At 45.5% G+C, this 22,729-nt stretch carries 18 protein-coding genes; 16 read left to right on the top strand and 2 right to left on the bottom strand.

Annotated elements, in window-relative coordinates:
• Positions 1–124 precede the first annotated feature (124 nt).
• The gene (locus tag M2444_RS00005; protein WP_280785917.1) at positions 125–2,014 is read right to left on the bottom strand and encodes an Rqc2 family fibronectin-binding protein; all 1,890 of its coding nucleotides are present in this window, start codon (positions 2,012–2,014) and stop codon (positions 125–127) included.
• Between the two features lie 293 nt (positions 2,015–2,307).
• Here M2444_RS00005 and M2444_RS00010 point away from each other — a divergent pair, with 293 nt between their 5' ends.
• The 5 genes from M2444_RS00010 (at position 2,308) to M2444_RS00030 (ending at position 10,260) form a co-directional block, all read left to right on the top strand.
• Positions 2,308–5,127, top strand: coding sequence for a calcium-translocating P-type ATPase, SERCA-type (locus M2444_RS00010; protein WP_280785918.1), 2,820 nt, complete (start codon positions 2,308–2,310; stop codon positions 5,125–5,127).
• Between the two features lie 137 nt (positions 5,128–5,264).
• Complete coding sequence (dapF, locus tag M2444_RS00015) at positions 5,265–6,101, top strand: diaminopimelate epimerase (RefSeq protein WP_280785919.1); 837 nt, start codon at positions 5,265–5,267, stop codon at positions 6,099–6,101.
• A gap of 178 nt (positions 6,102–6,279) precedes the next feature.
• A complete protein-coding gene (locus M2444_RS00020) occupies positions 6,280–7,929 on the top strand; it encodes a spore germination protein (protein WP_280785920.1) in 1,650 nt (549 codons plus the stop codon).
• Positions 7,919–9,127, top strand: coding sequence for a Ger(x)C family spore germination protein (locus M2444_RS00025; protein ID WP_280785921.1), 1,209 nt, complete (start codon positions 7,919–7,921; stop codon positions 9,125–9,127). Before M2444_RS00020 ends, M2444_RS00025 begins: the two co-directional genes overlap by 11 nt.
• Positions 9,128–9,153: 26 nt before the next feature.
• Positions 9,154–10,260 (top strand): GerAB/ArcD/ProY family transporter, encoded by a 1,107-nt coding sequence (locus tag M2444_RS00030; protein ID WP_094868535.1) that lies wholly within the window; start codon positions 9,154–9,156, stop codon positions 10,258–10,260.
• Here M2444_RS00030 and M2444_RS00035 read toward each other — a convergent pair.
• Entirely contained in the window at positions 10,233–10,490 is a 258-nt protein-coding gene (locus M2444_RS00035) for a hypothetical protein (protein WP_280785922.1), read from the bottom strand. The two genes, M2444_RS00030 and M2444_RS00035, sit on opposite strands and share 28 nt — an antisense overlap.
• 177 nt (positions 10,491–10,667) lie before the next feature.
• Between M2444_RS00035 and M2444_RS00040 the strand changes: the two genes are divergently transcribed.
• From M2444_RS00040 to rlmN, 11 genes are all read left to right on the top strand, one after another.
• Complete coding sequence (locus tag M2444_RS00040; RefSeq protein WP_280785923.1) at positions 10,668–12,539, top strand: bifunctional homocysteine S-methyltransferase/methylenetetrahydrofolate reductase; 1,872 nt, start codon at positions 10,668–10,670, stop codon at positions 12,537–12,539.
• 38 nt (positions 12,540–12,577) lie between these two features.
• Positions 12,578–13,471 carry a YicC/YloC family endoribonuclease gene (locus M2444_RS00045; RefSeq protein ID WP_280785924.1) on the top strand — a complete coding sequence of 298 codons (894 nt, stop codon included), beginning with the start codon at positions 12,578–12,580 and terminating at the stop codon, positions 13,469–13,471.
• 48 nt (positions 13,472–13,519) lie between these two features.
• Positions 13,520–13,780, top strand: coding sequence for an extracellular matrix/biofilm regulator RemA (gene remA, locus M2444_RS00050; protein WP_006209218.1), 261 nt, complete (start codon positions 13,520–13,522; stop codon positions 13,778–13,780).
• 19 nt (positions 13,781–13,799) lie between these two features.
• Positions 13,800–14,369, top strand: a complete 570-nt coding sequence (gene gmk, locus M2444_RS00055; RefSeq protein ID WP_094868539.1) for a guanylate kinase — start codon at positions 13,800–13,802, stop codon at positions 14,367–14,369.
• 52 nt (positions 14,370–14,421) lie between these two features.
• Positions 14,422–14,622: a DNA-directed RNA polymerase subunit omega gene (gene rpoZ, locus M2444_RS00060; protein WP_094868540.1), complete on the top strand. Its 201-nt coding sequence runs from the start codon at positions 14,422–14,424 to the stop codon at positions 14,620–14,622.
• 235 nt (positions 14,623–14,857) lie between these two features.
• Entirely contained in the window at positions 14,858–16,093 is a 1,236-nt protein-coding gene (coaBC, locus tag M2444_RS00065) for a bifunctional phosphopantothenoylcysteine decarboxylase/phosphopantothenate--cysteine ligase CoaBC (RefSeq protein WP_094868541.1), read from the top strand.
• The gene (priA, locus tag M2444_RS00070) at positions 16,093–18,624 is read left to right on the top strand and encodes a primosomal protein N' (protein WP_280785925.1); all 2,532 of its coding nucleotides are present in this window, start codon (positions 16,093–16,095) and stop codon (positions 18,622–18,624) included. The genes coaBC and priA overlap by 1 nt, the downstream gene beginning before the upstream one ends.
• A gap of 84 nt (positions 18,625–18,708) precedes the next feature.
• On the top strand, positions 18,709–19,194 hold the full coding sequence (gene def, locus M2444_RS00075) for a peptide deformylase (protein WP_094868543.1): 486 nt from the start codon (positions 18,709–18,711) through the stop codon (positions 19,192–19,194).
• A 4-nt stretch (positions 19,195–19,198) separates the two neighbouring features.
• The gene (gene fmt, locus M2444_RS00080; RefSeq protein ID WP_280785926.1) at positions 19,199–20,134 is read left to right on the top strand and encodes a methionyl-tRNA formyltransferase; all 936 of its coding nucleotides are present in this window, start codon (positions 19,199–19,201) and stop codon (positions 20,132–20,134) included.
• On the top strand, positions 20,131–21,531 hold the full coding sequence (rsmB, locus tag M2444_RS00085; protein WP_280785927.1) for a 16S rRNA (cytosine(967)-C(5))-methyltransferase RsmB: 1,401 nt from the start codon (positions 20,131–20,133) through the stop codon (positions 21,529–21,531). The genes fmt and rsmB overlap by 4 nt, the downstream gene beginning before the upstream one ends.
• A gap of 151 nt (positions 21,532–21,682) precedes the next feature.
• Positions 21,683–22,723 carry a dual-specificity RNA methyltransferase RlmN gene (gene rlmN / locus M2444_RS00090; RefSeq protein ID WP_042187390.1) on the top strand — a complete coding sequence of 347 codons (1,041 nt, stop codon included), beginning with the start codon at positions 21,683–21,685 and terminating at the stop codon, positions 22,721–22,723.
• Positions 22,724–22,729 lie beyond the last annotated feature (6 nt).

Below are 22,729 nucleotides of genomic sequence, written 5' to 3' on the forward strand. Positions count from 1 at the left end.
ATGCTGGACTTCTTTTAGACATTAGAAAAACTCCCATCATTGTAGCAGTAGAAGTTTTCGTTTTTTCTACTGTCTACTATGATGGGAGCATATCACCAGGACGACAACCGGTTCTTTTTGTTGTTTAGCTTCTCAAAGTATTGGGAAGTTGCTTAATTCGATCCTCATCCGGTGTGACAAACAACGTCTTCTGATGATCATAGATCACAAATCCGGGTTTGGAGCCACTTGGTTTACGGACATGGCGGATCAGCGTGCAGTCTACAGGTACACTGCTTGACTGCTTCGCCTGGCTGAAATAAGCCGCAATCTGGGCTGCTTCTTCCAGGGTGGCATCCCCAAACTCTTCACTTCGGATGACCACATGAGAGCCAGGGATATCCTTGGTATGCAGCCAAGTGTCATTGGGTGAAGCCAGTCGGTTGGTGACGTATTCGTTCTGTAAATTGTTTTTTCCGACATAAATGTCGATGCCTTCAGACGAGGTGAAGACTTGCAATGTAGGTCTGGTTGCTTTTTTCTTCTTCTTTCCTTTTTTGCTTCTGTCGCGTAAATATCCTTGACTTACAAGCTCGTCGCGGATCTCCTCAATATCATTCAATGAGGCATGAGCAAGCTGCTGAAGTAAACTTTCCATGTAGGTGATTTCCTCATGGGTCTTAATCAACTGCTCATTAATGACTAGAAGGCTGTTCTTATATTTGTTGTACTTTTTAAAATAACGTTGTGCGTTATCCGATGGGCTTAATAAAGGATCGAGTGGAATGACCATTTCAGCCTGATTTTCGTCATAATAATTGACCAATGAGGCTTCTTTATCTCCTTTGGACACGACATGTAATGACGCGAACAGCAGCTCACCCCAAATGCGATAGCGATCTGCGTCCTGCGCTTCGTCTAGATCCTTCTGCAGATTGGCAAGCTTCTTAACATTTTTACTTCTTTCGTTGCTCAGGAATCGGATCAAATCACTGACCCGTTGTTTCACCGTATCACGTTCGGCTTTATCCCCGTAATAGTCCTCCATGCACTCACTGATCGAGTTGTATGTCTTCGCATTTTCACCCAATAGAGTTAAAGGAATCGCGGAGAATATCATTTTTCCTTTCGCATTCGCACCTGAAACTGGAGAGAATTCGCAACGATGTACGGGTCCCATAACAGATTGGAAGCTGTCCCATAATTTTGTTGGAAATTCTGCTGTAGATCCCTGTGTACCGCCTGCCGCCAGGTCATTTCTGAGGCGCAGAGCAATCTCTCCGGCAACAAGTGGGCTCATTCCGCTGAAGGCGTGCACCATCCAGCCTACAGGGTCAGCCGATGGGGAGGGACCACCTGAGCCGTCTGGTTTTTGCTCAACTTCTTCTTTTGTAATCAGATTAGCCAGTTCGCCTTCTATGATTTCTTCCGGTTCGCTCTCCTTCGCATCATCTTCCAGTAAAGCGGCTTCTTCAGCAGCCGAGATTAAATTGAGAAATTGCTCTTTGTCAATTTCCAGAGGGTTCAGCTTATGCTGCTGGGGAGGCTCTGTGTAAGCGACGCCGGGCATTACAATCCGGTAGCTGCTGATCGATGGAGTAACATGATGAATGCCGTCTATGATCGTACTAGTGCTAAGATCTGTAAGGATGATATTACTGTGACGTCCCATGAGCTCTATGATGATCTTTTTGGCGGAGACGTCTCCAAGCTCATCTCTAGTCTTAACGTTTATGTGAATAATTCGTTCCATGCCTACCTGAGTGATACTCTCGATAGCCCCACCTTCACAATGCTTACGCATGAGCATGCAGAACATAGGGGCTTCTGATGGGTTTATGCTGCTTCTTTCTGTAAGATGCAGACGAGGATATGTCGGATTAGCAGAGAGCAATAGCTTGCCACCGCCGCCTGCACCCCGCAGGTTGAAGATTAGATCGTGATTATTCGGTTGATATATTTTGCCTATGCGCGCACCGATGAATGATTGCAGTTCGTGCACGATAGCTCGGGTAACAATGCCGTCTAATGCCATGATAAAGTTCTCCTGTCGACGTGAAATGAATTTCTGGAAATATAAGAAAGTATAAGTTTCATACATTACTTTATCCCTTATATTTCTCGCTTAAACCCTTATCGTCCTTATAAGAACGACGAGGTCGTTAAAGCTTACCTCTCTATGATGCCATACTTTGGGACATTCGTGCAAAAGGGGAATTGGTTAAGCGGTGATATTATTGGACGACCTTGAATACACTTGGTCATGAACAGGTGGAAAAGCTGTGCGCCGCCGGAAGTCAAGAAACGACCGGGAGGGAAAGAAAAGTCATGGAACAAAACAGTTGGCACCGGCTCGGTGCAGAAGAGCTGCAGAAAATGTTCAATGTCCATCCGAGGACGGGCCTCAGTGGAGAGGATGCCGCGGAGCGACGGAAGCAAAATGGGTTTAACGAGCTGTCCGAAGGAAAGACGGTATCCCCGTTTACCCTGCTGTTGAACCAGTTTAAGGATTTCATGGTGCTTGTGCTCATGGGTGCGACGCTCGTGTCCGGCTTGCTTGGCGAATATTTGGATGCCATCACGATCATCGCAATTATCCTTCTCAACGGAGCCCTTGGGTTTGTCCAGGAGTTTCGCGCCGAACGTTCGCTAAGAGCTTTAAAACAGCTCTCCGCACCTTCTGCCAAAGTGCTGCGCGGGGGGAATAGCGAGGTAATTCCAGCCAAGATGTTAGTCCCTGGTGATATTGTCTTGCTGGAGAGCGGTGATCGAATTCCTGCGGACATACGATGGCTGGATTGCAGTTCTTTATATGTGGAGGAATCCGCGCTTACTGGGGAATCATTGCCTGTCTCGAAGCATTCGGATGTGATCCACGCAGAAGAGATTCCGCTTGGCGATCAAAAGAATCTCGGGTTCATGGGCACAATGGTAACCAGGGGGACTGGTAAAGCTATCGTGGTTCGAACGGGCATGAACACAGAGATGGGTAAGATTGCAGATCTGATCCAAAATACGGAATCTCAGGAGACCCCGCTTCAGCATCGGCTCGAACAGTTAGGGAAAATTTTGATCTATGTATCACTAGGTTTAACGATTGTGGTTGTAGCCGCCGGTATTTTACATGGACAGCCTGCCACAGCTATGTTCTTGGCTGGGGTAAGCTTGGCAGTCGCTGCGATTCCCGAAGGGCTTCCAGCCATTGTAACTATTGCACTTGCGCTGGGCGTTCAAAGGATGATAAAACGTAAGGCCATCGTTCGTAAATTGCCTTCGGTCGAAACCTTGGGCTGTGCATCCGTAATCTGTTCGGACAAGACGGGAACATTGACTCAGAACAAAATGACGGTGACCCGATTGTGGACGGGTGGACGTGGGCTTGATGTAACAGGTGAAGGTTATGCTCCGAACGGACAGGTTCTGGAGAAAGGGAAGCCTGTAGATCTCAAAAATGATCAAAGTTTACGACGGATGCTACAGGTTGGTGCTTTGTGCAGTAATGCGGAGATTATCGAGACCTTTCCTGCCGAAGTAAGGGGTAAGCGTAAAGGAAAGGATAAGGATATTGTCGTTGATAAGTCATCTGACATCTCGTCCATCTGGGAACTCAAGGGAGATCCAACCGAAGGAGCGCTTGTGGCACTTTCAGGGAAGATGGGTTTAACCGCCCAGACGTTAGCCGTCACTTACTCCCGGGAGAAGGAATTTCCTTTTGATTCCGAGCGGAAGTTAATGTCAGTGATTATTGGTCATCCCGGAGGACGAATGGTATGTACGAAAGGCGCGCCTGATGTACTGCTTAATCGCTGTTCTTATATGCTCTGGGAGGGCGGTGTGGTGCCTTTAACGCCAACTTTACGGCAGAAGGTGCTTGAAGCGAATGAGCAAATGGCCTCGGGCGCGCTTCGTGTACTAGGTATGGCTTATCGTGATATGCGCCCAAGTGAACATGTAAATAGTGAAAAAGATGCAGAAAGCCAACTCGTCTTTATCGGATTGGCTGGAATGATTGATCCACCGCGGCGTGAAGTTCGTGATGCCATTAGCATCACACGCCGAGCAGGGATTAAGACTGTAATGATTACCGGGGACCACGGAACAACTGCAGAGGCCATTGCGCATCAATTAGGAATTTTACAACGTGGGGGCACGGTACTGACAGGGGCTCAACTGACTCGGATGGATGATGATGAGCTGGATAAAGTATCGGATAATGTGTTTGTATTCGCCCGCGTATCTCCTGAGCATAAGCTTCGTATCGTGAAGTCTTTGCAGCGCCGGGGTCATGTTGTGGCTATGACCGGAGACGGTGTCAATGATGCGCCAGCGATTAAAGCAGCAGATATAGGTATTTCTATGGGGATCACCGGTACAGATGTGACCAAGGAAGCATCTTCACTTGTTCTAGGGGATGATAACTTTTCAACCATTGTTGCCGCTATTGAAGAAGGTAGAAACATCTATGAGAACATTCGTAAGTTCATTCGTTACCTGCTCGCATCGAATGTAGGAGAGATCTTGACCATGTTCTTTGCGATGATGCTCGGTCTGCCTCTGCCGTTAGTGCCTATTCAAATTTTATGGGTCAATCTGGTGACAGACGGACTTCCAGCGATGGCGCTTGGTGTTGACCAGCCCGAGAAGGATTTGATGGAGCATAAACCGCGTGGTGCGAAGGAAAATATTTTTGCCCGCCGTTTAGGCTGGAAGATCATAAGCCGTGGTTTTTTAATCGGTTTATGTACGTTAGGTGCATTTTGGCTAACCTTACGGGTGGCACCAGAGAATCCAGCGCAGCTGATTCGAGCACAGTCCGTAGCTTTTGCGACACTCGTTATGGCTCAGTTGATTCACGTCTTTGATTGCCGCAGTTCCCGTTCGGTGTTCCATCGAAATCCGTTCCAGAATAAGTACCTGGTGCTTGCAGTATTGTCATCCGTAATTCTGATGCTGGCTGTGATGTACGTACCCTTTCTCCAGCCTGTCTTCAAAACGGTGCCGCTTAATTTCCGCGAATGGTGTCTAGTATTTGTGACAGCGGGGATCCCGACCTTCTTGATGGGTGCCGGAAGTGTTTGGGGTGGTAAACGTAACAAAGGACGTAGCGGGAGTAATTCGATGATAAAAAGTACAAAAATTTCAGCATAAAGTCAATACTAATGCTCCATTCCTAAAGGTATACTTGTTGCAGTTAACAGCTCGTATACGTGCGCTGAGCTACATTACACAGATCATTAAGCTTAAGCGAATGCTAACTTAACATAACCTTTAGGAGTGGACGTTTAATGGAATTCACAAAAATGCACGGCCTTGGTAATGACTTCATCGTAGTTTTTGGTGAGCAAGAACTTCCGAGAAACGCAGCGGAACTTGCTATAACACTATGCAATCGGTTCTTCGGAATTGGTGCGGACGGACTTGTCTACATCCTGCCGTCTGAACGTGGCGATTTTATGATGCGCATTATGAACTCTGATGGTTCGGAAGCGGAGCAGTGCGGAAACGCCATCCGATGTGTCTCCAAATATGTCTACGAGCATGGCTTGGTGAACTCCGAGCAGATTGTTATAGAAACGATTGGTGCCGGAGAACAAAAGGTTACCTTGAATGTGAAAGATGGTGTAGTGGAGACAGTAACGGTGGATATGGGTGAGCCTGTATTGTCTGGCCTTCAAATTCCGGTAGCGATTGATGCAGAACCAGTGCTCTCAGAGCCGATTGAATCAGACGGAACCGAATTTAAGTTTACTGCAGTGTCTATGGGTAACCCTCATTGCGTTATTTATGTCGAGGATGCTGTATCCTTTGATCTTGCGACATGGGGGCCAAAGCTAGAAGTGCATCCAATGTTCCCGAGAAAGGTTAACGTTGAGTTCGCGACGGTTCTGGATCGAGGCAGAGTAGATATGCGGGTATGGGAACGTGGAGCTGGACCAACCTTAGCCTGTGGGACTGGAGCCTGCGCAACTCTAGTGTCTTCTGTGCTGAACGGTCTGACAGACCGAGCGGCTTGGATTAGTCTAAAGGGTGGTGATCTCTACATTGAATGGAATGAAGAGGATAACCATGTGTATATGACGGGACCGGCTGAAGTTGTATTCACAGGCAGTGTGGCTCTTTAAATATTTCTATTTTCGAATCATATCATTGGAATAAACGGCAGTCTAAGAGATCGTTCTTGGATTGCCGTTTTTTGTTTTGTATAAATGAAAACACTGGAGCTGGAACTGGAATTGGAATAATGGAAGACATAACCGAGAATAATACTTCCAAGCTTGAGAACAAAAGGGAGGGATCTTGTTGAACATCAAAGGATTAAATAGAAGATATAAATCCGGTAAAAGCCAACAAGATTCTCCGCCATCGCTGGGTAGATTATCGATCAATCTCACACAAACGTTAGAACATATAATAAACGAGCTAGGAGATAGTCCCGATCTAAAAATACGCCATTTAAAAGTTGGGGGAGATTCTTCTGTATCGGTAGCGGCTCTTTACCTCAGTGGTCTAGTGCAGACAGACGCTGTTGATGAATTCATCGTGGGTTCATTAGTCGGGGTGACGAGCGAAATGATAAATGAAAAAGTCCCTGCATCAGGAAGTTTAATAGAATTTATTTTGAATCGCACTTTAGAAATTGGTGATGCGGAGATACAAGAGGAGTGGAAAGAGGTTCTGCTTGCGATTCTTTCTGGAGAAACAGTGATTTTAATTGACGGGTATGCCAGTGCCATTGTGTGTGGCACCCAAGGTGGCGAAACACGTTCAGTCACTGAACCGTCCTCTCAGCTTGTTGTCCGTGGTCCGAAAGACAGTTTTGTAGAATCCCTAGCCACGAATATTTCCTTAATCCGGCGGAGATTAAAGACCCCGAATTTAAGACTGGAGTATATGAAAATTGGTGAGGTATCTCATACCTATGTGGCTATGCTGTTCATTAAAGGCATCGTTGATGAAAAGCTGGTCAATGAGGTTAGAGAACGGCTGAATGGAATCCAAATCGATGCGATCTTGGAATCTGGGTATATTGAAGAATTGATACAGGATAAAACCTTCACTCCTTTTCCGACCATTAATAACAGTGAGCGCCCAGATGTCGCTGCTTCTAATCTGTTAGAGGGTAGAGTAGTGCTGGTTATAGACGGAACCCCTTTTATCTTGATTTTGCCGGCGGTATTCACACAATTCTTTCAGTCTTCATCGGATTATGCTGAAAGGTTTGATATTTCTATATTAATGCTGTTCATCCGGTATATCAGCTTTATTATTCTGATTCTTGGACCTTCCGTTTATATAGCACTGACTACGTTCCACTATGAGATGATCCCGACAACCTTACTGATTAATTTATTGTCGCAACGTGAGAATGTCCCCTTTCCTGCTTTCGTGGAGGCAATAGTGATGGAAGGTGCGTTCGAAATCATTAGAGAGGCTGGGGTACGGATGCCTCGCGCAGTGGGGCAAACCGTATCTGTTGTAGGTGCTCTGATTCTAGGTCAGGCTGTCGTAGAGGCCGGAATTATCACCCCGGTTATGGTTATTGTGGTAGCGCTGACCGGCATCGCAAGCTTTGCTATTCCTTCGTATAACATGGCGATTGCGGGCAGGCTTATTCGTTTTGCTTTTTTAATATTTGCCGGGATGTTTGGATTTTATGGAATTACACTGGGTCTTATTATACTCGTTGCGCATATGAACAGCTTGCGTTCATTTGGTATTCCTTATTTGTCACCTATAGTGCCTTTATCTGTGAAGCGGCAAAAAGATACCTTTTTAAGATTACCTATGTGGACACACAGTGTGGATCAATCATCAACTCAAGGTAAGCGCAGAAATTCGCCGGAAGGTGAGAAGATAAACGCAAGTCATCCAGAGAATCTTGCTCCTGTCATCGGAGATAAGGCTGATGATACAGGAAGGCAAAAGAAAGGAGCTCTTGATGAAGGATAAACAATCATTGTATATAAGAAGCGGTTTAACCTTAGTGATGATCCTTATGCTTACTGGCTGCTGGGATAGTGTTGAACTAAACAGAAGAGCGATTGTCTCGGGTGTGGCGATTGATAGGGGGGCAGCGGAAGCAGATAAATATATTTTATCGTTCCAAATTATTGTTGCAGACGAAATTTCAGGTGAGAACGCTAGGGGGACTTCTCCTGTTGCTATATATAAAGGGACTGGTCGCACTATGTTTGAAGCCTTAGCTGATGCTTCGCGTCAAACCGCGCGATTTTTGTCATTAGGGCATATTCGAGTAATAGTGATTTCAGAGAAATTCGCCCGGGAGGGGATTAAGGATATTATGGATGTGCTGGAAAGAGAAAGTGAGACTCGTCTGACGAGCCTTCTCTTTATTTCCAAAGGGCAACCGGCAAGTGACAGTATGACGACTATGACCGTGTTCGGAAGGATCCCAGCTAACGATCTGGTGGAAAAGCTGGAAACTACCTCTAAACAGTTTGGTTACAATTATCGAATGGAGGTGGATGATGTAGTCCGTGGGATTCAGATGCCAAGCGGGGGACCGATGATTAATGGCGTTGAAGTCATAGGAGATGTCGAGCAGAGAGACTCGAACGATAATTTAAAAGCGATAAAACCGAAAGCTACTTTGAGGGTAACAGGAATCGCAGTTTTTAAAGAGGACAAGCTGGTGGGTTGGCTTCAAGGAGAAGATGCGATCGGTACCTCGCTTTTAAAAAATAAAATTACACAAATGCCCGCATTCGTATCTATCGGAGAGAATAAGTATTTGTCTTTTAATATTTATCTTTCTCAGGCTCGTATCGTTGTTGATGCTAAGGATACTGAACATCCAGTCTTTACGATAAAAATTACACAGCAAGCAGGGTTAAAAGAATCGCCCAATCCTTTGGAGTTGACGAAGCCTGATGTGGTAAATGATCTTACGGAGCTTCTGGAAAAAAACATTCGTGATCAAGTATGGAAAGCAATAGCCAAGTCCCGAGCATTAAAGAGTGATTATATAGGTTTCGGGGAAATAGTAGAACGTGAAAATCCGCAAGGGTGGAAAAAAGTCAAAGATCATTGGGAGAATATATTTGCAACATGCGAGATTAAAGTGGAAGAGGATGTTGTAATCAGACACACCGACATGCGTAGCGATTCTTTTCAGATCAATAAGTAATAATGAAGCTAAAAGGAGGGGCGTATATGCATAGTGGCAGTATAAAAATTGGTTTGCTCCAATTCTTCACCTTAACATTATTGTTCGAAATGGGGACAGCGTTAGTGGTGAATCTGGGAATGGAAGCGGGGAAAGATGCATGGATTTCAATATTGATTGGAAATGTAATAGGTCTTGTAGTTTTTGCTGGATATGCCTATTTATATAGAAAGTTCCCGAAGCTGCCGCTAACTGCGTATACCCGAAAACTAGTTGGAAAATATTTGGGTTCGGTGATCTCTGTGCTTTACATTATTCTGTTTATCAATTTGGCGGGTCGTGATTTAAGGGACGGAAGCTCTATGCTGGTAATGGCTACTATGCATCATACGCCGTTGTTTATCGTCTCTTCCCTGATGATATTATCCAGTGCATATGTGCTTCATAAAGGTGTAGAAGTCCTCTCCAGAACCTCTTTGGTTTTTGCAGCTCTGGTGATTTTGATCGGTATCTTTTGCTCGATGATGCTGATGTTTTCAGGGTCTATTCATTTACAACAGCTGCAGCCCGTTTTTGAGAATGGTGTTAAGCCTGTATTAACTTCTGTAGTCAAACAGAGTTATATGTTTCCATTTGGTGAAATGATCTGTTTTACTATGCTTATGCCTTATTTGAACCATACGAAAAAAGGACCTTGGGTGATTGCCGCGGCAATTTTCGTTTCTGGGTTACTTCTCAGCCTTACTATGGTTTTGAATATATCGGTACTGGGGTCAGATATTATTAAACGTTCACCACTGCCGCTGATGCCGACAATCAGCAAAATCTCCATATCAGATTTCATCCAACGCGTTGACATTCTAGTTGTCATGGTATTAATTATAGGTGTGTTTTTCAAAATGTCTGTTTTTTTCGCGGCAGCGCTTATAGGCATATCGGAGTTATTTAAGATTCCTTATCGGAGAATGATCTATCCGACAGCTTTAATTATTTTGTTTAGTTCTATGCTGAATGCTCGCAGTTTTATTGAACATCTTAATGAGGGGGGGAGATTATTATACACGGTTTATCCTTTGTTCATGGTGTTGATACCGGTTATACTTGTGATTATTGCCGCAATAAAAAGTCACTTTTCAGCTTCACGACCGGGTTGACTTCCTCGAATCCAAGAAATGATGTCAGGAACAAGCAGACAGAGCAATAAGAAGACGGCTGTTGTCTTTTCAGATGCAGTATACAGTAAGTAATTTAGAATATATCCAATGTTCCCAAAGCCATAACCGAACATCCAGTCCACCAAAAAAAGATAAAGCAAAGAGAGCGTGGTCAGAAATACTAAGATCAGATATTTTTGCAGTAACACTTTCCTGTTTTTTTTCTTCATCTGATTCATCCCTTCTTTTTTACGTAAATAACAGATTTATTATTAGTATGTAGTATTTAATCCGTGACCATGCAATGCGCATAAATGTTGTTCTTTTCTTTTATAGTGAAAGCTTATCATCCCTACCGATTTATGATACATTAGTATGAAACTATTGTGTCAGGGGAGGATCTTGCAGTGAAGCCGGATTTACGTTCCGCATGGGGAAACAACGTATTGGTCGGAGACGGAGCGATGGGTACCTATTTATATCAGAAAGGCTTCCCTGTCGGCATTTCCTACGAAGAATTAAATTTGACTTCTCCAGGGGTTATTGAAGATGTCCATCGCAGCTATATCGATGCAGGGGCAGTGCTTCTAGAAAGTAACACGTTCTCTGCGAATTTTGACAGGCTGTCCAAATATGGTTTGGAGTCCAAGGTTAAAGAAATTAATCGCGCCGGCGTAAGCATCGCTCGTAAAGCCGCTGGAGATACTGGATATGTATTAGGTGCTGTAGGCTCTATTCGCGCCGGTAAGCGTGCAAATCTCTCATCCACAGAGTTGAAGAAGTATTTTACACAGCAGATTACAGCATTGTTAGAAGAAGAAGTAGACGGCATTATGCTAGAAACCTTCTACGATGTCGAGGAATTGCATCTTGCGCTTAGAATAGTCCGTAAACATAGTACTCTCCCCGTCATTTGTCAATTTGCTATGGATGAATCGGCACGTACATTAGATGGATTGACGTTGCCAGACGCTTTTCGCATTTTAGAAGCTGACGGAGCCGATATCATCGGATTTAACTGTAATACGGGTCCAAATGGAATTAAGAGAGCGCTAAAAGCTGTACAGGGTAATCTGGTTTTACCTACCTCGGTCTATCCAAATGCAGGTGTAGCGGACTATGTAGACGGTGAATACCGGTATGGGGCTTCACCTGAATATTTTGGACAGATGGCAGTGACTTTTGCTGACATGGGTTGCAGAATTATCGGTGGCTGCTGTGGTACGACTCCGGAGCATATTGCTGAAATTTCCTCTGCATTGAAAGGTTACGTACCTCAGCCACTTCCAGAACCGACGCTTCTGACTGTGGAGCGTGTATCTTTGCAGGAGCATTTTGGCGAAGACGAGGGAAGCGATGGCAGAGAGCCGAATCTGGTTGATCTAGTAAAGGAACGTCATACGGTTATCGTTGAGCTTGATCCGCCTCGTGATTTGGATATTGGTAAGTTCATGAAGGGTGCAGAAGCGTTGAGAAGAGCAGGCGCAGATGCGCTTACGCTCGCCGATAACTCTCTAGCTGTTACACGGATGAGCAATATGGCCTTGGGCCATTTGGTGTACGCAAAAACGGGACTCCGCCCGCTGGTACATATTGCTTGTCGTGACCGAAATTTGATCGGTACGCAATCGCATTTGATGGGTTTTGATGCGCTTGGAATTGATCATGTACTGGCGGTTACTGGAGACCCAGCAAAATTCGGGGATCTTCCTGGCTCAAGCTCGGTTTACGATTTAACTTCCTTTGAGATTATTCGGATGATTAAGCAGTTGAATGATGGCATCTCCTTCTCTGGTAAACCTTTGAAGCAGAAAGCAAACTTTGTAATTGGTGCTGCTTTTAACCCGAATGTCAAACATTTAGATAAGGCAGTACAGCGGCTAGAGAAGAAAATTGCCTCTGGTGCAGATTATATTATGACTCAGCCTGTCTATGATCAGGAACTGATCGTGAAGATCGCTGAAGCCACAGCACATCTGGAAATCCCCGTGTTTATTGGTGTGATGCCACTGGCTAGTGGACGTAATGCAGAGTTCCTTCATAATGAGGTTCCAGGCATCCAGCTTACGGATGAAGTCCGGAACCGCATGAAGGGACTTGAAGGGGAAGCAGGAAGAGCTGAAGGGGTTGCCATCGCTAAGGAGCTGCTAGATGTTGCTACAGCCCATTTCAATGGGATCTATTTGATGACACCGTTCATGTTCTATGATATGAGCGCACAGCTGATGGAGTATGTATGGGAGAAATCAGGACGTAAATTGTCCCCCTTGTTTCGCTAGTAATAATCAATTACAATAGTGTAATGGATGTGATTCCGTTGTCATTTAGCATGACCGGATACGGTCAATCGTCCCTGCAATTCGGCGGCTACAAGATTATGTTCGAAGTGAAATCGGTGAATCACCGGTACTGCGAAGTTGTACTGCGGATGCCCCGGGATTGGACGGGTTATGAGGATGTGCTGAGAAGAAAGGTTCAGCAGCACGTCAAACGGGGAAGGATAGATGTTACCATCAATAGAGAGCACGATGAGTCGTCTTCCGGACCGGTTCTGAATCGCTCTGCTGTCATGTCTTATCTTAAGGCGGCAGATCAGCTTAAGAACGAGTATGGTTTGTCCGGTGAGTTGACTCTACGTGATATACTTTCTATACCCGGTATTATGGAAAGCAAAGATGAGGCTGCGGGTGCCGTGTCCGCGGCCTTAGAAGACTACTCTGAAATGTTGGAGACGGGACTTGAGCAGAGTTTGCAGTCTCTGCTGGAGATGCGCGCCCGTGAAGGCAGTTTTCTAGCCGCAGATCTTGTACAGCGCCTCAATCATCTCGAGACCATGCATGCTGAAATGGTTGAACTTGCACCTGTTGTAATCATTGAATATCGTGACAAGCTTCGTCATCGATTAAATGAGTTAAATGATGGGACGTTCGCTTTTGATGAGCATAAATTCGGGATGGAAATCGCTATTTTTGCTGATCGCTGTAATATTGATGAAGAATTGACCCGGTTGTATAGTCATTTCGAACAATGCAGAACCCTCCTGAAGGGGAAAGGACCGGTAGGTCGCAAGCTGGATTTTCTCATTCAGGAGATGAACCGGGAGACGAATACAATCGGATCGAAATGTAATCATCTAACTCTCGTGGGTCTTGTGCTAGACATGAAAGCGGAGCTGGAGAAGATTCGTGAACAAGCGGCAAACATAGAGTAACCGGGAACAGGTAATAGCATAGAACTTTATGGGGGGAACTACCGGAACATGGCAATCAAACTTATTAACATTGGCTTTGGGAATATTGTGTCTGCCAACCGCATTATTTCCATCGTCAGTCCGGAATCTGCACCAATCAAACGTATTATCCAGGAGGCTCGAGATCGGCATATGCTGATCGACGCCACCTATGGCCGACGGACTCGTGCCGTAATCATTACAGATAGTGATCATGTCATTCTGTCGGCTGTACAGCCGGAGACTGTGGCACATCGCTTATCCAGTAAAGATGACGACAACGACGAATAACAACTAAATGGAGTGTATTATGTCAAAAGGATTGCTCATCATATTATCCGGACCTTCCGGCGTTGGTAAAGGTACTGTATGTACTGCACTGCGACCGAAGATGCCCGGGCTTGTCTACTCAGTTTCTGCTACTACCCGCAGTCCGCGTGCGGGTGAAGAAGACGGTGTGAATTATTTTTTCAAAAGTAAAGAGCAGTTTGCGGCAATGATAGAAGCTGACCAACTGCTTGAATATGCGGAGTACGTAGGTAATTTTTACGGTACTCCACGTGATTTTGTAGAGAGAACTCTCAATAGCGGCAAAGATATTATTCTCGAAATTGAGGTTCAGGGAGCTCTCAAAGTCAAAGAAAAATTCCCTGAAGGTATTTTTGTGTTCCTTCTTCCACCTTCTATGGATGAGTTGAAGGATCGCATACGCGGACGGGGTACGGAACATCCAGATGTAATCGATCACCGCATGACTGTAGCGGAGGATGAGATTAATCTAATGCAGCATTACGACTATGCTGTTGTGAATGATGAGATTGATCTGGCCTGTAAGAGAATAGAAAGCATTATTATCGCCGAACATTGTAAAGTTAGATAATGTATGCTGAAGGCCAAATTGTATTACCAGTAAACTATGAAGAGGTGTCCCTGTGCTATATCCATCCATTGATGAAATGATGACCAAGGTTGACAGTAAGTATTCACTCGTTGTAGCGGCAGCACGTCGTGCTAGACAATTGCGTGAAGGTGGCAAGACAGATGTGAAGAACCCTAAATCGCATAAATTTGTCGGTGTTGCTCTTGAAGAAATTTACGAAGATCGCATTACTCTTACCCGCGGTGAAGAGTAGTCTCAAGCCTATTTAAATAAGACCCTTTGTAGAAACGGATACCGCCTATTTGTAATTAGGCGATGCCGTTTCTTCTTGGGTTATGGAGCATTTATGGGTCTTTAATGAATGATGATAGCCCAAGACCGGGCTGTTTCTGACAACCGGAAGGTTGTTATTTTTTTCTCAAAATATAAAATATAAGTAGTAAAGAAATAGATCATTCGTTGTAAGAGTAGGGAACAGGGGGGAGATCATGTTGAAGAGCTTGAAGGGGAAGACTATTTTACTTGGGATTACAGGAGGAATTGCTGCTTACAAAGCAGCGGCCCTGACCAGTAAGCTTGTCCAAAAAGGAGCTGAAGTTCATGTCATTATGACAGCTTCGGCAAAGCAGTTCATTACAGAATTAACTCTACAGTCACTGTCGAAGCAACGAGTATACAGCGATACATTCCAGGAACGGGATCCATCCTCTATCTCACATATTGATTTGGCTGATTCAGCCGATCTTGTAATAGTAGCACCTGCAACTGCGAATATTATTGCTAAAATGGCGCATGGCATTGCGGATGATATGTTATCCACTACGTTACTCGCTACTACTGCACCTATAATGGTGGCACCGGCTATGAATGTCCATATGTATCAGCATCCCGCTGTACTAAGCAATTTGGATACCCTTGCTAAACGAGGAATTCAGTTTATTGAGCCAGGGGAAGGTTTGCTGGCATGTGGTTACGTGGGTAAAGGTCGTTTAGAGGAGCCGGAGACGATTGTAAGTCATGTTGAGGAGTTTTTTGCGCTGCAAGAAAGTGTGAAGTCTAAACCGCTTAAGGGTAAAAAGATCGTCATCACAGCAGGAGGTACAGTAGAACGGATTGATCCGGTACGCTATATCTCCAATGATTCCTCCGGTAAAATGGGTTTTGCTTTGGCGCGTGCTGCACGTGCTATGGGTGCTGAGGTTACTTTAATTGCTGCTCGAACAGATGAAGAACCTCCTCAAGACCCGGATCTTTCCGTTATTCGTGTTCAATCCGCACAAGAAATGTATGATGCGGTTACTGCGCTGTGGGACAACTGCGACATTATGATCAAGGCGGCGGCTGTATCAGATTATCGACCTAAGCATAGTGAAACATCCAAAATTAAAAAAAATGGAGATACGCTAACTCTTGAGCTTATAAAAACAACAGATATCTTGGAAACGTTAGGTAAGAGCAAGGATAAGCAGTTCTTGATCGGCTTTGCTGCGGAGACAGGAAATACAGAATTTTATGCAAAGGACAAGCTGGTCCGTAAAAACTGCGATCTCATTGTTGCGAACAATGTAGCGGCTGCAGGAGCCGGATTCGGATCGGATACGAATATTGTATCGATATACGATGTAGATGGATTGGTGCTCGAATTGCCTCAATTATCGAAGGATGAGGTTGCTCGTCGTTTGCTGACACTCGTGGCAGAGCGAATTACTGGAGCTTCATTATAATGGATATTGCCAAGGTCATTGTGGATGTGCCTGTACGCAGCACTGACCGGCCATTTGATTATAGTATTCCTGAATCACTAAAGTTATGGATTGAAGTGGGCAGCCGGGTAGCGGTCCCGTTCGGACACCGCACAGTGCAAGGTTTCGTCGTTTCACTGGAGTCAGGAGAAACACTAGTGAATCCGGGTCTTAAGCCTATTCAAGAAGTGCTGGATTTGCTTCCGCCTTTATCTCCTGAATTAGTTGAGCTAGCAGACTGGATGAGTAAAAGATATGCATGCAGACGAATATCAGCCCTGCAGGCGATGCTGCCTACCGCTCTAAAGGGGAAGGCAGAACGACTGATCTCGCTGGGAGATGTGGAGGAAGAGACAGCCTTTCCGGATGATGAATTATTCCCTATGTTTGCCGATACAGGGAATGAGGAACGACTAATTACTGAATTTATTGGACGTAATGGCGAAGTATCCATGAAGCAGCTTACCCGTGCATTTCCAGAGGCTGCGGAGACGGTGAAGTTCATGCTAAGGCGTGGAGTGCTTGTAGAGAGCCAATCGATCAAAGATAAGATGGGCAAGAAGAAACTGAAAGCGGTAGATCTTGCAATAGGAATTACGGCTGCTCGTGAAGCGTTGCACAAATTCCCGAAAAAATCGGCGCGACAGAAGGAAGTACTAAGCTTTCTGATCGAAAGGGAAGCCACACTCCCCATGGCGCTTAAGGAAGTCTTATCAGCGCTTCAAGTCACGGCAAGTACCGTGAAGGGGTTAGAGGAAAAAGGCTTTATCGAAATCAGTGAAATTGAAGTCTATCGCGACCCTTATCAAGGACGTGATTTTAAGCCTACTACCCCTCTGCCACTTACAGCAGAGCAAGAGGTTGTATACAATCGTATTTCACGAACGCTAGAAGACCAGATGCATGAAGTATTTCTGTTACATGGCGTTACAGGGAGCGGTAAAACTGAGATCTATTTGCAATGTATCAAACGTTGTATGGATCAGGGGAGACAGGCCGTCGTTCTTGTCCCGGAAATCGCATTAACACCACAGATGGTGGAGCGTTTTAAAGGGCGGTTCGGGAGTGGTGTGGCGGTAATGCATAGCCGATTATCTGCCGGTGAGCGTTATGATGAGTGGCGGAAAATCCGTGAAGGAAAAGCTACGGTTGCCGTTGGCGCCCGGTCGGCGGTGTTTGCACCGTTCTCTAATCTAGGTTTGATTATTATGGATGAGGAGCATGAGACCTCCTATAAGCAGGAAGAAAATCCGAAATATCATGCTCGTGACGCTGCGATTCGCAGAGCCGAACAGTGTGGGGCAGCCGTGATTTTAGGCTCCGCCACGCCTTCGTTAGAAAGCTATCATGCTGCTAGAGCGCAGAGTGATATTCATTTTTCACCAGTACTTCTTGAGATGCCTACGCGCGCGCTTGGCAACGAGCTGCCCAAGGTAAATGTTGTGGATATGCGGGAAGAGCTCAAAGAAGGGAACCGCTCCATGTTCAGTCGGAAGCTTCATTCTGCATTGGCTGAAAGGCTGGAACGTGGAGAACAGACAGTGTTATTGCTTAACCGTAGAGGTTTCTCAACGTTTGTCATGTGCCGGAGTTGTGGTTATGTAGCAGGCTGCCCAGAGTGTGATATTTCGTTGACGTACCACAGCCGTAGTGACAATTTGCGTTGTCATTATTGTGGTCATGCAGAGCCAGCACCGAAACTTTGTCCAGAGTGTGGAAGTGAGCATATCCGCTTCTTCGGAACGGGGACGCAGCGAGTGGAAGAAGAGCTTGGTAAGTTGTTCCCGGGAATACGGGTGATTCGTATGGATGTGGATACAACGACTGAAAAGGGTTCGCATGAGAAGCTGCTGAATCAATTCAGAGACAAAAAAGCCGATGTTCTGCTGGGCACTCAGATGGTAGCGAAGGGGTTGGATTTTCCTGACGTAACTCTAGTAGGTGTAATTACAGCAGACTCCGCGTTGAACTTGCCCGATTTTCGAGCAGCGGAGAAGACATTCCAATTGCTTACACAAGTTGCGGGAAGAGCGGGTCGGCATCAGCTACCGGGTGAGGTAGTTGTTCAGTCTTATACACCGGAGCATTATTCTATTATTCATGCTAGCGGGCATGACTATCTCTCTTTTGTAAGGGAAGAGTTGAAGCATCGCAGAGGGCTGCATTATCCGCCTTATTGCAGACTAATACTCGTTACATTATCTCATGAGCAGTTACCGCTACTCCTCCGGATGGCAGAGAATTACGCTATGAATCTGCAGGGGAAGGCTAGAAATCTAAGATGGTACGGGAGTCTAGATAAGCTAACTACGGATGTACTAGATCTGTTAGGTCCTGTAGCTTCTCCAATCCCTCGCTTAAAGGGTAGATATAGATTCCAATGTATGATAAAATGGCGCGGCGCCATCGATGTGATAGGGCTTGTTCGGCAAGTGGCTGAGGAGTTGGAGGATTCTGTACGGGATACAGGGCTCCAGATCAGCATTGATGTTGATCCGCAAATGTTGATGTAAATCGTTATCATGTTACAATGTAAAAAAAGAGCTAGATCAATAAACTCTAAATATAGAGATGTACAGAACGGGAAGGTGTTTGTAATGGCGATTCGTATGATCGTTAAGGAACCGGATGAAGTGTTGCACAAAATAGCAAAAGAAGTAACTGTAGTTACACCTAATGTGAAGAAATTGTTAGATGATATGGCTGATACGATGTATGACGCTGAAGGTGTAGGGCTGGCGGCTCCGCAAGTTGGTATTTTGAAGCGCCTAATTGTGGTGGATGCAGATGAAGAGCACGGGCTGATCAAAATGATTAATCCGGAAATCATCGGTACAGAAGGCGAACAGCTTGGACCTGAAGGATGTCTTAGTATTCCTGGATTGAATGGTGATGTACGCCGTGCAGAGACAGTTACCGTACGTGGTCTTAACCGTGAAGGAAAAGAAATTACCATTACCGGCAGTGGTTTACTTGCTCGGGCTTTTCAACATGAGATTGACCATCTGAACGGAGTATTGTTCACGGATATCGCAGAAAAAGTATATGAGATGACAGCTGAACTGAGCGAGACTGAGGAGTGAGAATATGAAGATTGTATTCATGGGAACCCCAGCCTTTGCGGTGCCAAGCTTGCAAATGCTGATGGATGAGGGCTATGAAGTTGTAGCCGTCGTCACCCAACCAGATCGACCGCAAGGACGTAAAAAGATATTGGCTCCTTCACCAGTTAAGGAAGCCGCATTATCTCTCGGTTTACCTGTGCTCCAGCCTGAACGGATGCGCAAGCCTGAGGCTGTCGCAGAGCTAGCTGCATATGAGCCTGATTTAATTGTGACCGCTGCATATGGTCAGATTTTGCCAAAAGCTGTATTGGATTTGCCGCGTAATGGTTGTGTGAATGTTCATGGTTCACTGCTTCCTAAATACCGGGGTGGCGCACCGATTCAACGCAGCATCATTAACGGTGAGAAAGTTACCGGTGTTACCTTGATGTATATGGCTGAAGGACTTGACACTGGAGATATGATCTCGCGCGTCGAGGTGGCTATCGAGGATGAGGATACTTCCGGCACGATGTTCGAGAAGCTTAGCCTTGCTGGACGTGATCTCTTGAAGTCTGAAATGCCGCGATTAGTAAACGGCCTTGTTCACGCGACTCCGCAAGACGACAGTCAAGCGACCTTTGCTCCTAACCTGAATCGTGAGGATGAGCGTTTGGATTGGAACGCTGGCTCACGTGATAACTATAATCGAATTCGTGGATTAGTACCTTTTTCCGGTGCGTTTACTCTTTGGAATGGAGAGACCTTCAAAGTATGGGCTTCAAAAATTCGTGCTGAGCAGAAATCAACGGATACTGTGCCAGGAACGGTACTTTCGGTCTCTGAGCAGGGTGTCGAGGTTAAGACTGGAGACGGAAGTCTGCTGCTAACTACGGTTCAACCTGCTGGTAAAAAAGCGATGAGCGCTGCGGACTTTAGCCGTGGCGGTGTCATGAAACCAGGGACGGTGCTAGGTTGAGCGCGGGTGGTAATAAGGGCGGCACGGGAAATAAAGGTAAAGCTGTTACAGCTTCTGCCCGCGATATCGCTCTCGATATCCTGGTTAAGGTCGAACAGCAAGGGGCTTACAGTAACTTATTGCTGAACAGCAGTCTGCAGAAGTCTGCACTCAGCAGGGAAGATGCTGGATTAGTTACAGAGCTTGTCTATGGTACCATCTCTCGGATGAATACACTTGATTATGTGCTCGAGGAATTTGTTAGCAAAGGGACCGCTAAATTGCAGTCCTGGGTGCGTAACTTACTGCGTCTAAGTTTATATCAAATTTTGTACCTGGATCGCATACCCTCTCATGCAGCTGTAAACGAGGCTGTTAATATAGCTAAGAAAAAGGGCCATCAAGGAATTTCGGGTATGGTTAATGGCGTGCTTCGTAGTGTGCTGCGTGCTGGAGATCTGCCGGTAATACCTGATGGATTGAGTCCTGCGAAGCGGATATCTATTCAGTATTCCCATCCTATATGGTTAGTGAAGCGCTGGATTACCGAGTATGGTGTTGACGCTGCGGAAGCTATTTGCGCTGCTAACAATGAGCCACCCGCTGTCAGTGTACGCGTAAATACTACGATGATCAGCCGTGAAGCGCTGTTGAGTCAGATGATTGAACAAGGTCTGCAAGCTTCTGCTTCTGATGTAAGTCCTTATGGTATTGTTGTAAAAGGCGGCGGGAATCTTGCTCTTTCATCCTGGTATCGGGATGGATATTTATCTATTCAGGATGAGAGCTCCATGCTTGTAGCTGAAGCTGTTGCACCTGAGCCTGGAATGAGAGTGCTTGATTGCTGCGCCGCGCCTGGGGGCAAAACGGCCCATATAGGCGAGCTGATGAAAGATGAAGGATCTGTTCTCGCTAACGATTTGCATCCGCATAAAGCTAAGCTTATCTCGGATCAAGCTGCACGGTTAGGTCTCGAAAGCGTAGTAACAGGCAGTGCAGATGCACTGGAGCTGGAGCATACACTTGAGCATTATTCCTTCGACAGAATTCTATTGGACGCGCCTTGCTCAGGGCTTGGCGTCATCCGCCGTAAGCCAGATCTCAAATGGCGTAAGCAGCCTGAGGATGTTGTCAGTGTAGCGTCACTGCAGGGTCAATTACTGCAATCAGTCTCTAAACTGTTGAAACCAGGTGGTGTTCTGGTTTATAGTACCTGTACGACTGAACAAGCGGAAAATAGTGAAGTAGTAGCTTCCTTTTTGAAACAAAATCCTGAGTTCACTTCTATAACATTTGCTTCCCCGTTGTGGGACAGATTGGAAGGTACTGCGCTGGCTGAAGGTGAGGGAATTCAGATATTACCGCACCATTATGGCAGTGACGGGTTCTATATCTCCAAACTTCAAAGAGTCTTGTAATATAGCAGATCTACTGACAATTGTTGTATCTTCCGCCCGCCGGGCTAACGTACGGCGGGCTATTTCTTTTACCGTCTCTGAAATTTGTGTTAAAATAGGAAGAATGAGAAATAATACGCATATCCTTATGAAAGAACAGGTGCTAATAATAATGAAACCTTTAATATATGATTTTTCTTTAGAAGAGTTACAGCAGTGGGCGAAAGATAACGGTGAGCCTGCTTTTCGTGGTGGACAGATTTTTGATTGGTTGTATGTAAAACGTGTAAGTGACTTCGAATCCATGAGCAATTTGTCTAAAGGACTTCGTCAGAAGCTGAACGAGCAATTCTCCATTGCAGCACTTACTGAGATTACTAAAATGGAATCCAAAGATGGAACAGTAAAATTTCTGTTTGGATTGCATGATGATCATGCGATCGAGACAGTTATCATGAAACATAATTATGGAAATAGCGTTTGTGTAACTACTCAAGTAGGCTGCCGAATCGGCTGTACTTTCTGCGCCTCCACGCTTGGTGGATTAAAACGTGATTTGACCGCAGGTGAAATTGTAGCTCAGGTTGTACGCTCTCAACAGATCTTGGATGAGCGGGGTGAACGTGTCAGCAGTATTGTTATCATGGGTACTGGTGAGCCGTTTGAGAACTATGATGCAACTATGAGATTCTTACGTCTTATGATTCATGAGAAAGGTCTAAATATCGGACAACGGCATATTACTGTTTCCACTAGCGGGATTGTGCCGAGCATTTATAAATTTGCAGAAGAAGATACACAAATAAATTTAGCGATTTCGATTCATGCACCTAACGACAAACTGCGTTCGAAGCTAATGCCAGTTAACCGCCGCTTTCCGTTTGATGATGTGATTGAATCTTTACGTTATTATCAAGCTAAGACGGGTCGACGGGTCAGCTTTGAGTATGCACTCATCGGCGGGGTGAATGATCAGCCGGAGCATGCTGAGGAATTAGCAGGCGTGCTTAAGAACATGCTGTGCCACGTCAATTTAATTCCAGTAAACCACGTGCCAGAGCGGAAATATGTACGTACTTCACGCAATGATATCTTTGAGTTTCAACGTATTTTGGCTGACAACGGCGTGAATGTTACCATTCGCCGTGAGCAAGGCCATGATATCGCGGCCGCATGCGGACAGCTGCGTGCCAAACATATGGAGTTGGGGTGAGGATAT

The organism is Paenibacillus sp. PastF-3, assembly GCF_029893135.1.
In the GTDB taxonomy this organism is placed as follows: Bacteria; Bacillota; Bacilli; order Paenibacillales; family Paenibacillaceae; genus Paenibacillus_AQ; species Paenibacillus_AQ nitricinens.

Coding starts and splice junctions, on each gene's coding strand:
- M2444_RS00005 (WP_280785917.1), bottom strand. CDS start 2,014: ATGGCATTAGACGGCATTGTTACCCGAGCTATCGTGCACGAACTGCAA.
- M2444_RS00010 (WP_280785918.1), top strand. CDS start 2,308: ATGGAACAAAACAGTTGGCACCGGCTCGGTGCAGAAGAGCTGCAGAAA.
- dapF (WP_280785919.1), top strand. CDS start 5,265: ATGGAATTCACAAAAATGCACGGCCTTGGTAATGACTTCATCGTAGTT.
- M2444_RS00025 (WP_280785921.1), top strand. CDS start 7,919: ATGAAGGATAAACAATCATTGTATATAAGAAGCGGTTTAACCTTAGTG.
- M2444_RS00030 (WP_094868535.1), top strand. CDS start 9,154: ATGCATAGTGGCAGTATAAAAATTGGTTTGCTCCAATTCTTCACCTTA.
- M2444_RS00035 (WP_280785922.1), bottom strand. CDS start 10,490: ATGAAGAAAAAAAACAGGAAAGTGTTACTGCAAAAATATCTGATCTTA.
- remA (WP_006209218.1), top strand. CDS start 13,520: ATGGCAATCAAACTTATTAACATTGGCTTTGGGAATATTGTGTCTGCC.
- gmk (WP_094868539.1), top strand. CDS start 13,800: ATGTCAAAAGGATTGCTCATCATATTATCCGGACCTTCCGGCGTTGGT.
- coaBC (WP_094868541.1), top strand. CDS start 14,858: ATGTTGAAGAGCTTGAAGGGGAAGACTATTTTACTTGGGATTACAGGA.
- priA (WP_280785925.1), top strand. CDS start 16,093: ATGGATATTGCCAAGGTCATTGTGGATGTGCCTGTACGCAGCACTGAC.
- def (WP_094868543.1), top strand. CDS start 18,709: ATGGCGATTCGTATGATCGTTAAGGAACCGGATGAAGTGTTGCACAAA.
- fmt (WP_280785926.1), top strand. CDS start 19,199: ATGAAGATTGTATTCATGGGAACCCCAGCCTTTGCGGTGCCAAGCTTG.
- rlmN (WP_042187390.1), top strand. CDS start 21,683: ATGAAACCTTTAATATATGATTTTTCTTTAGAAGAGTTACAGCAGTGG.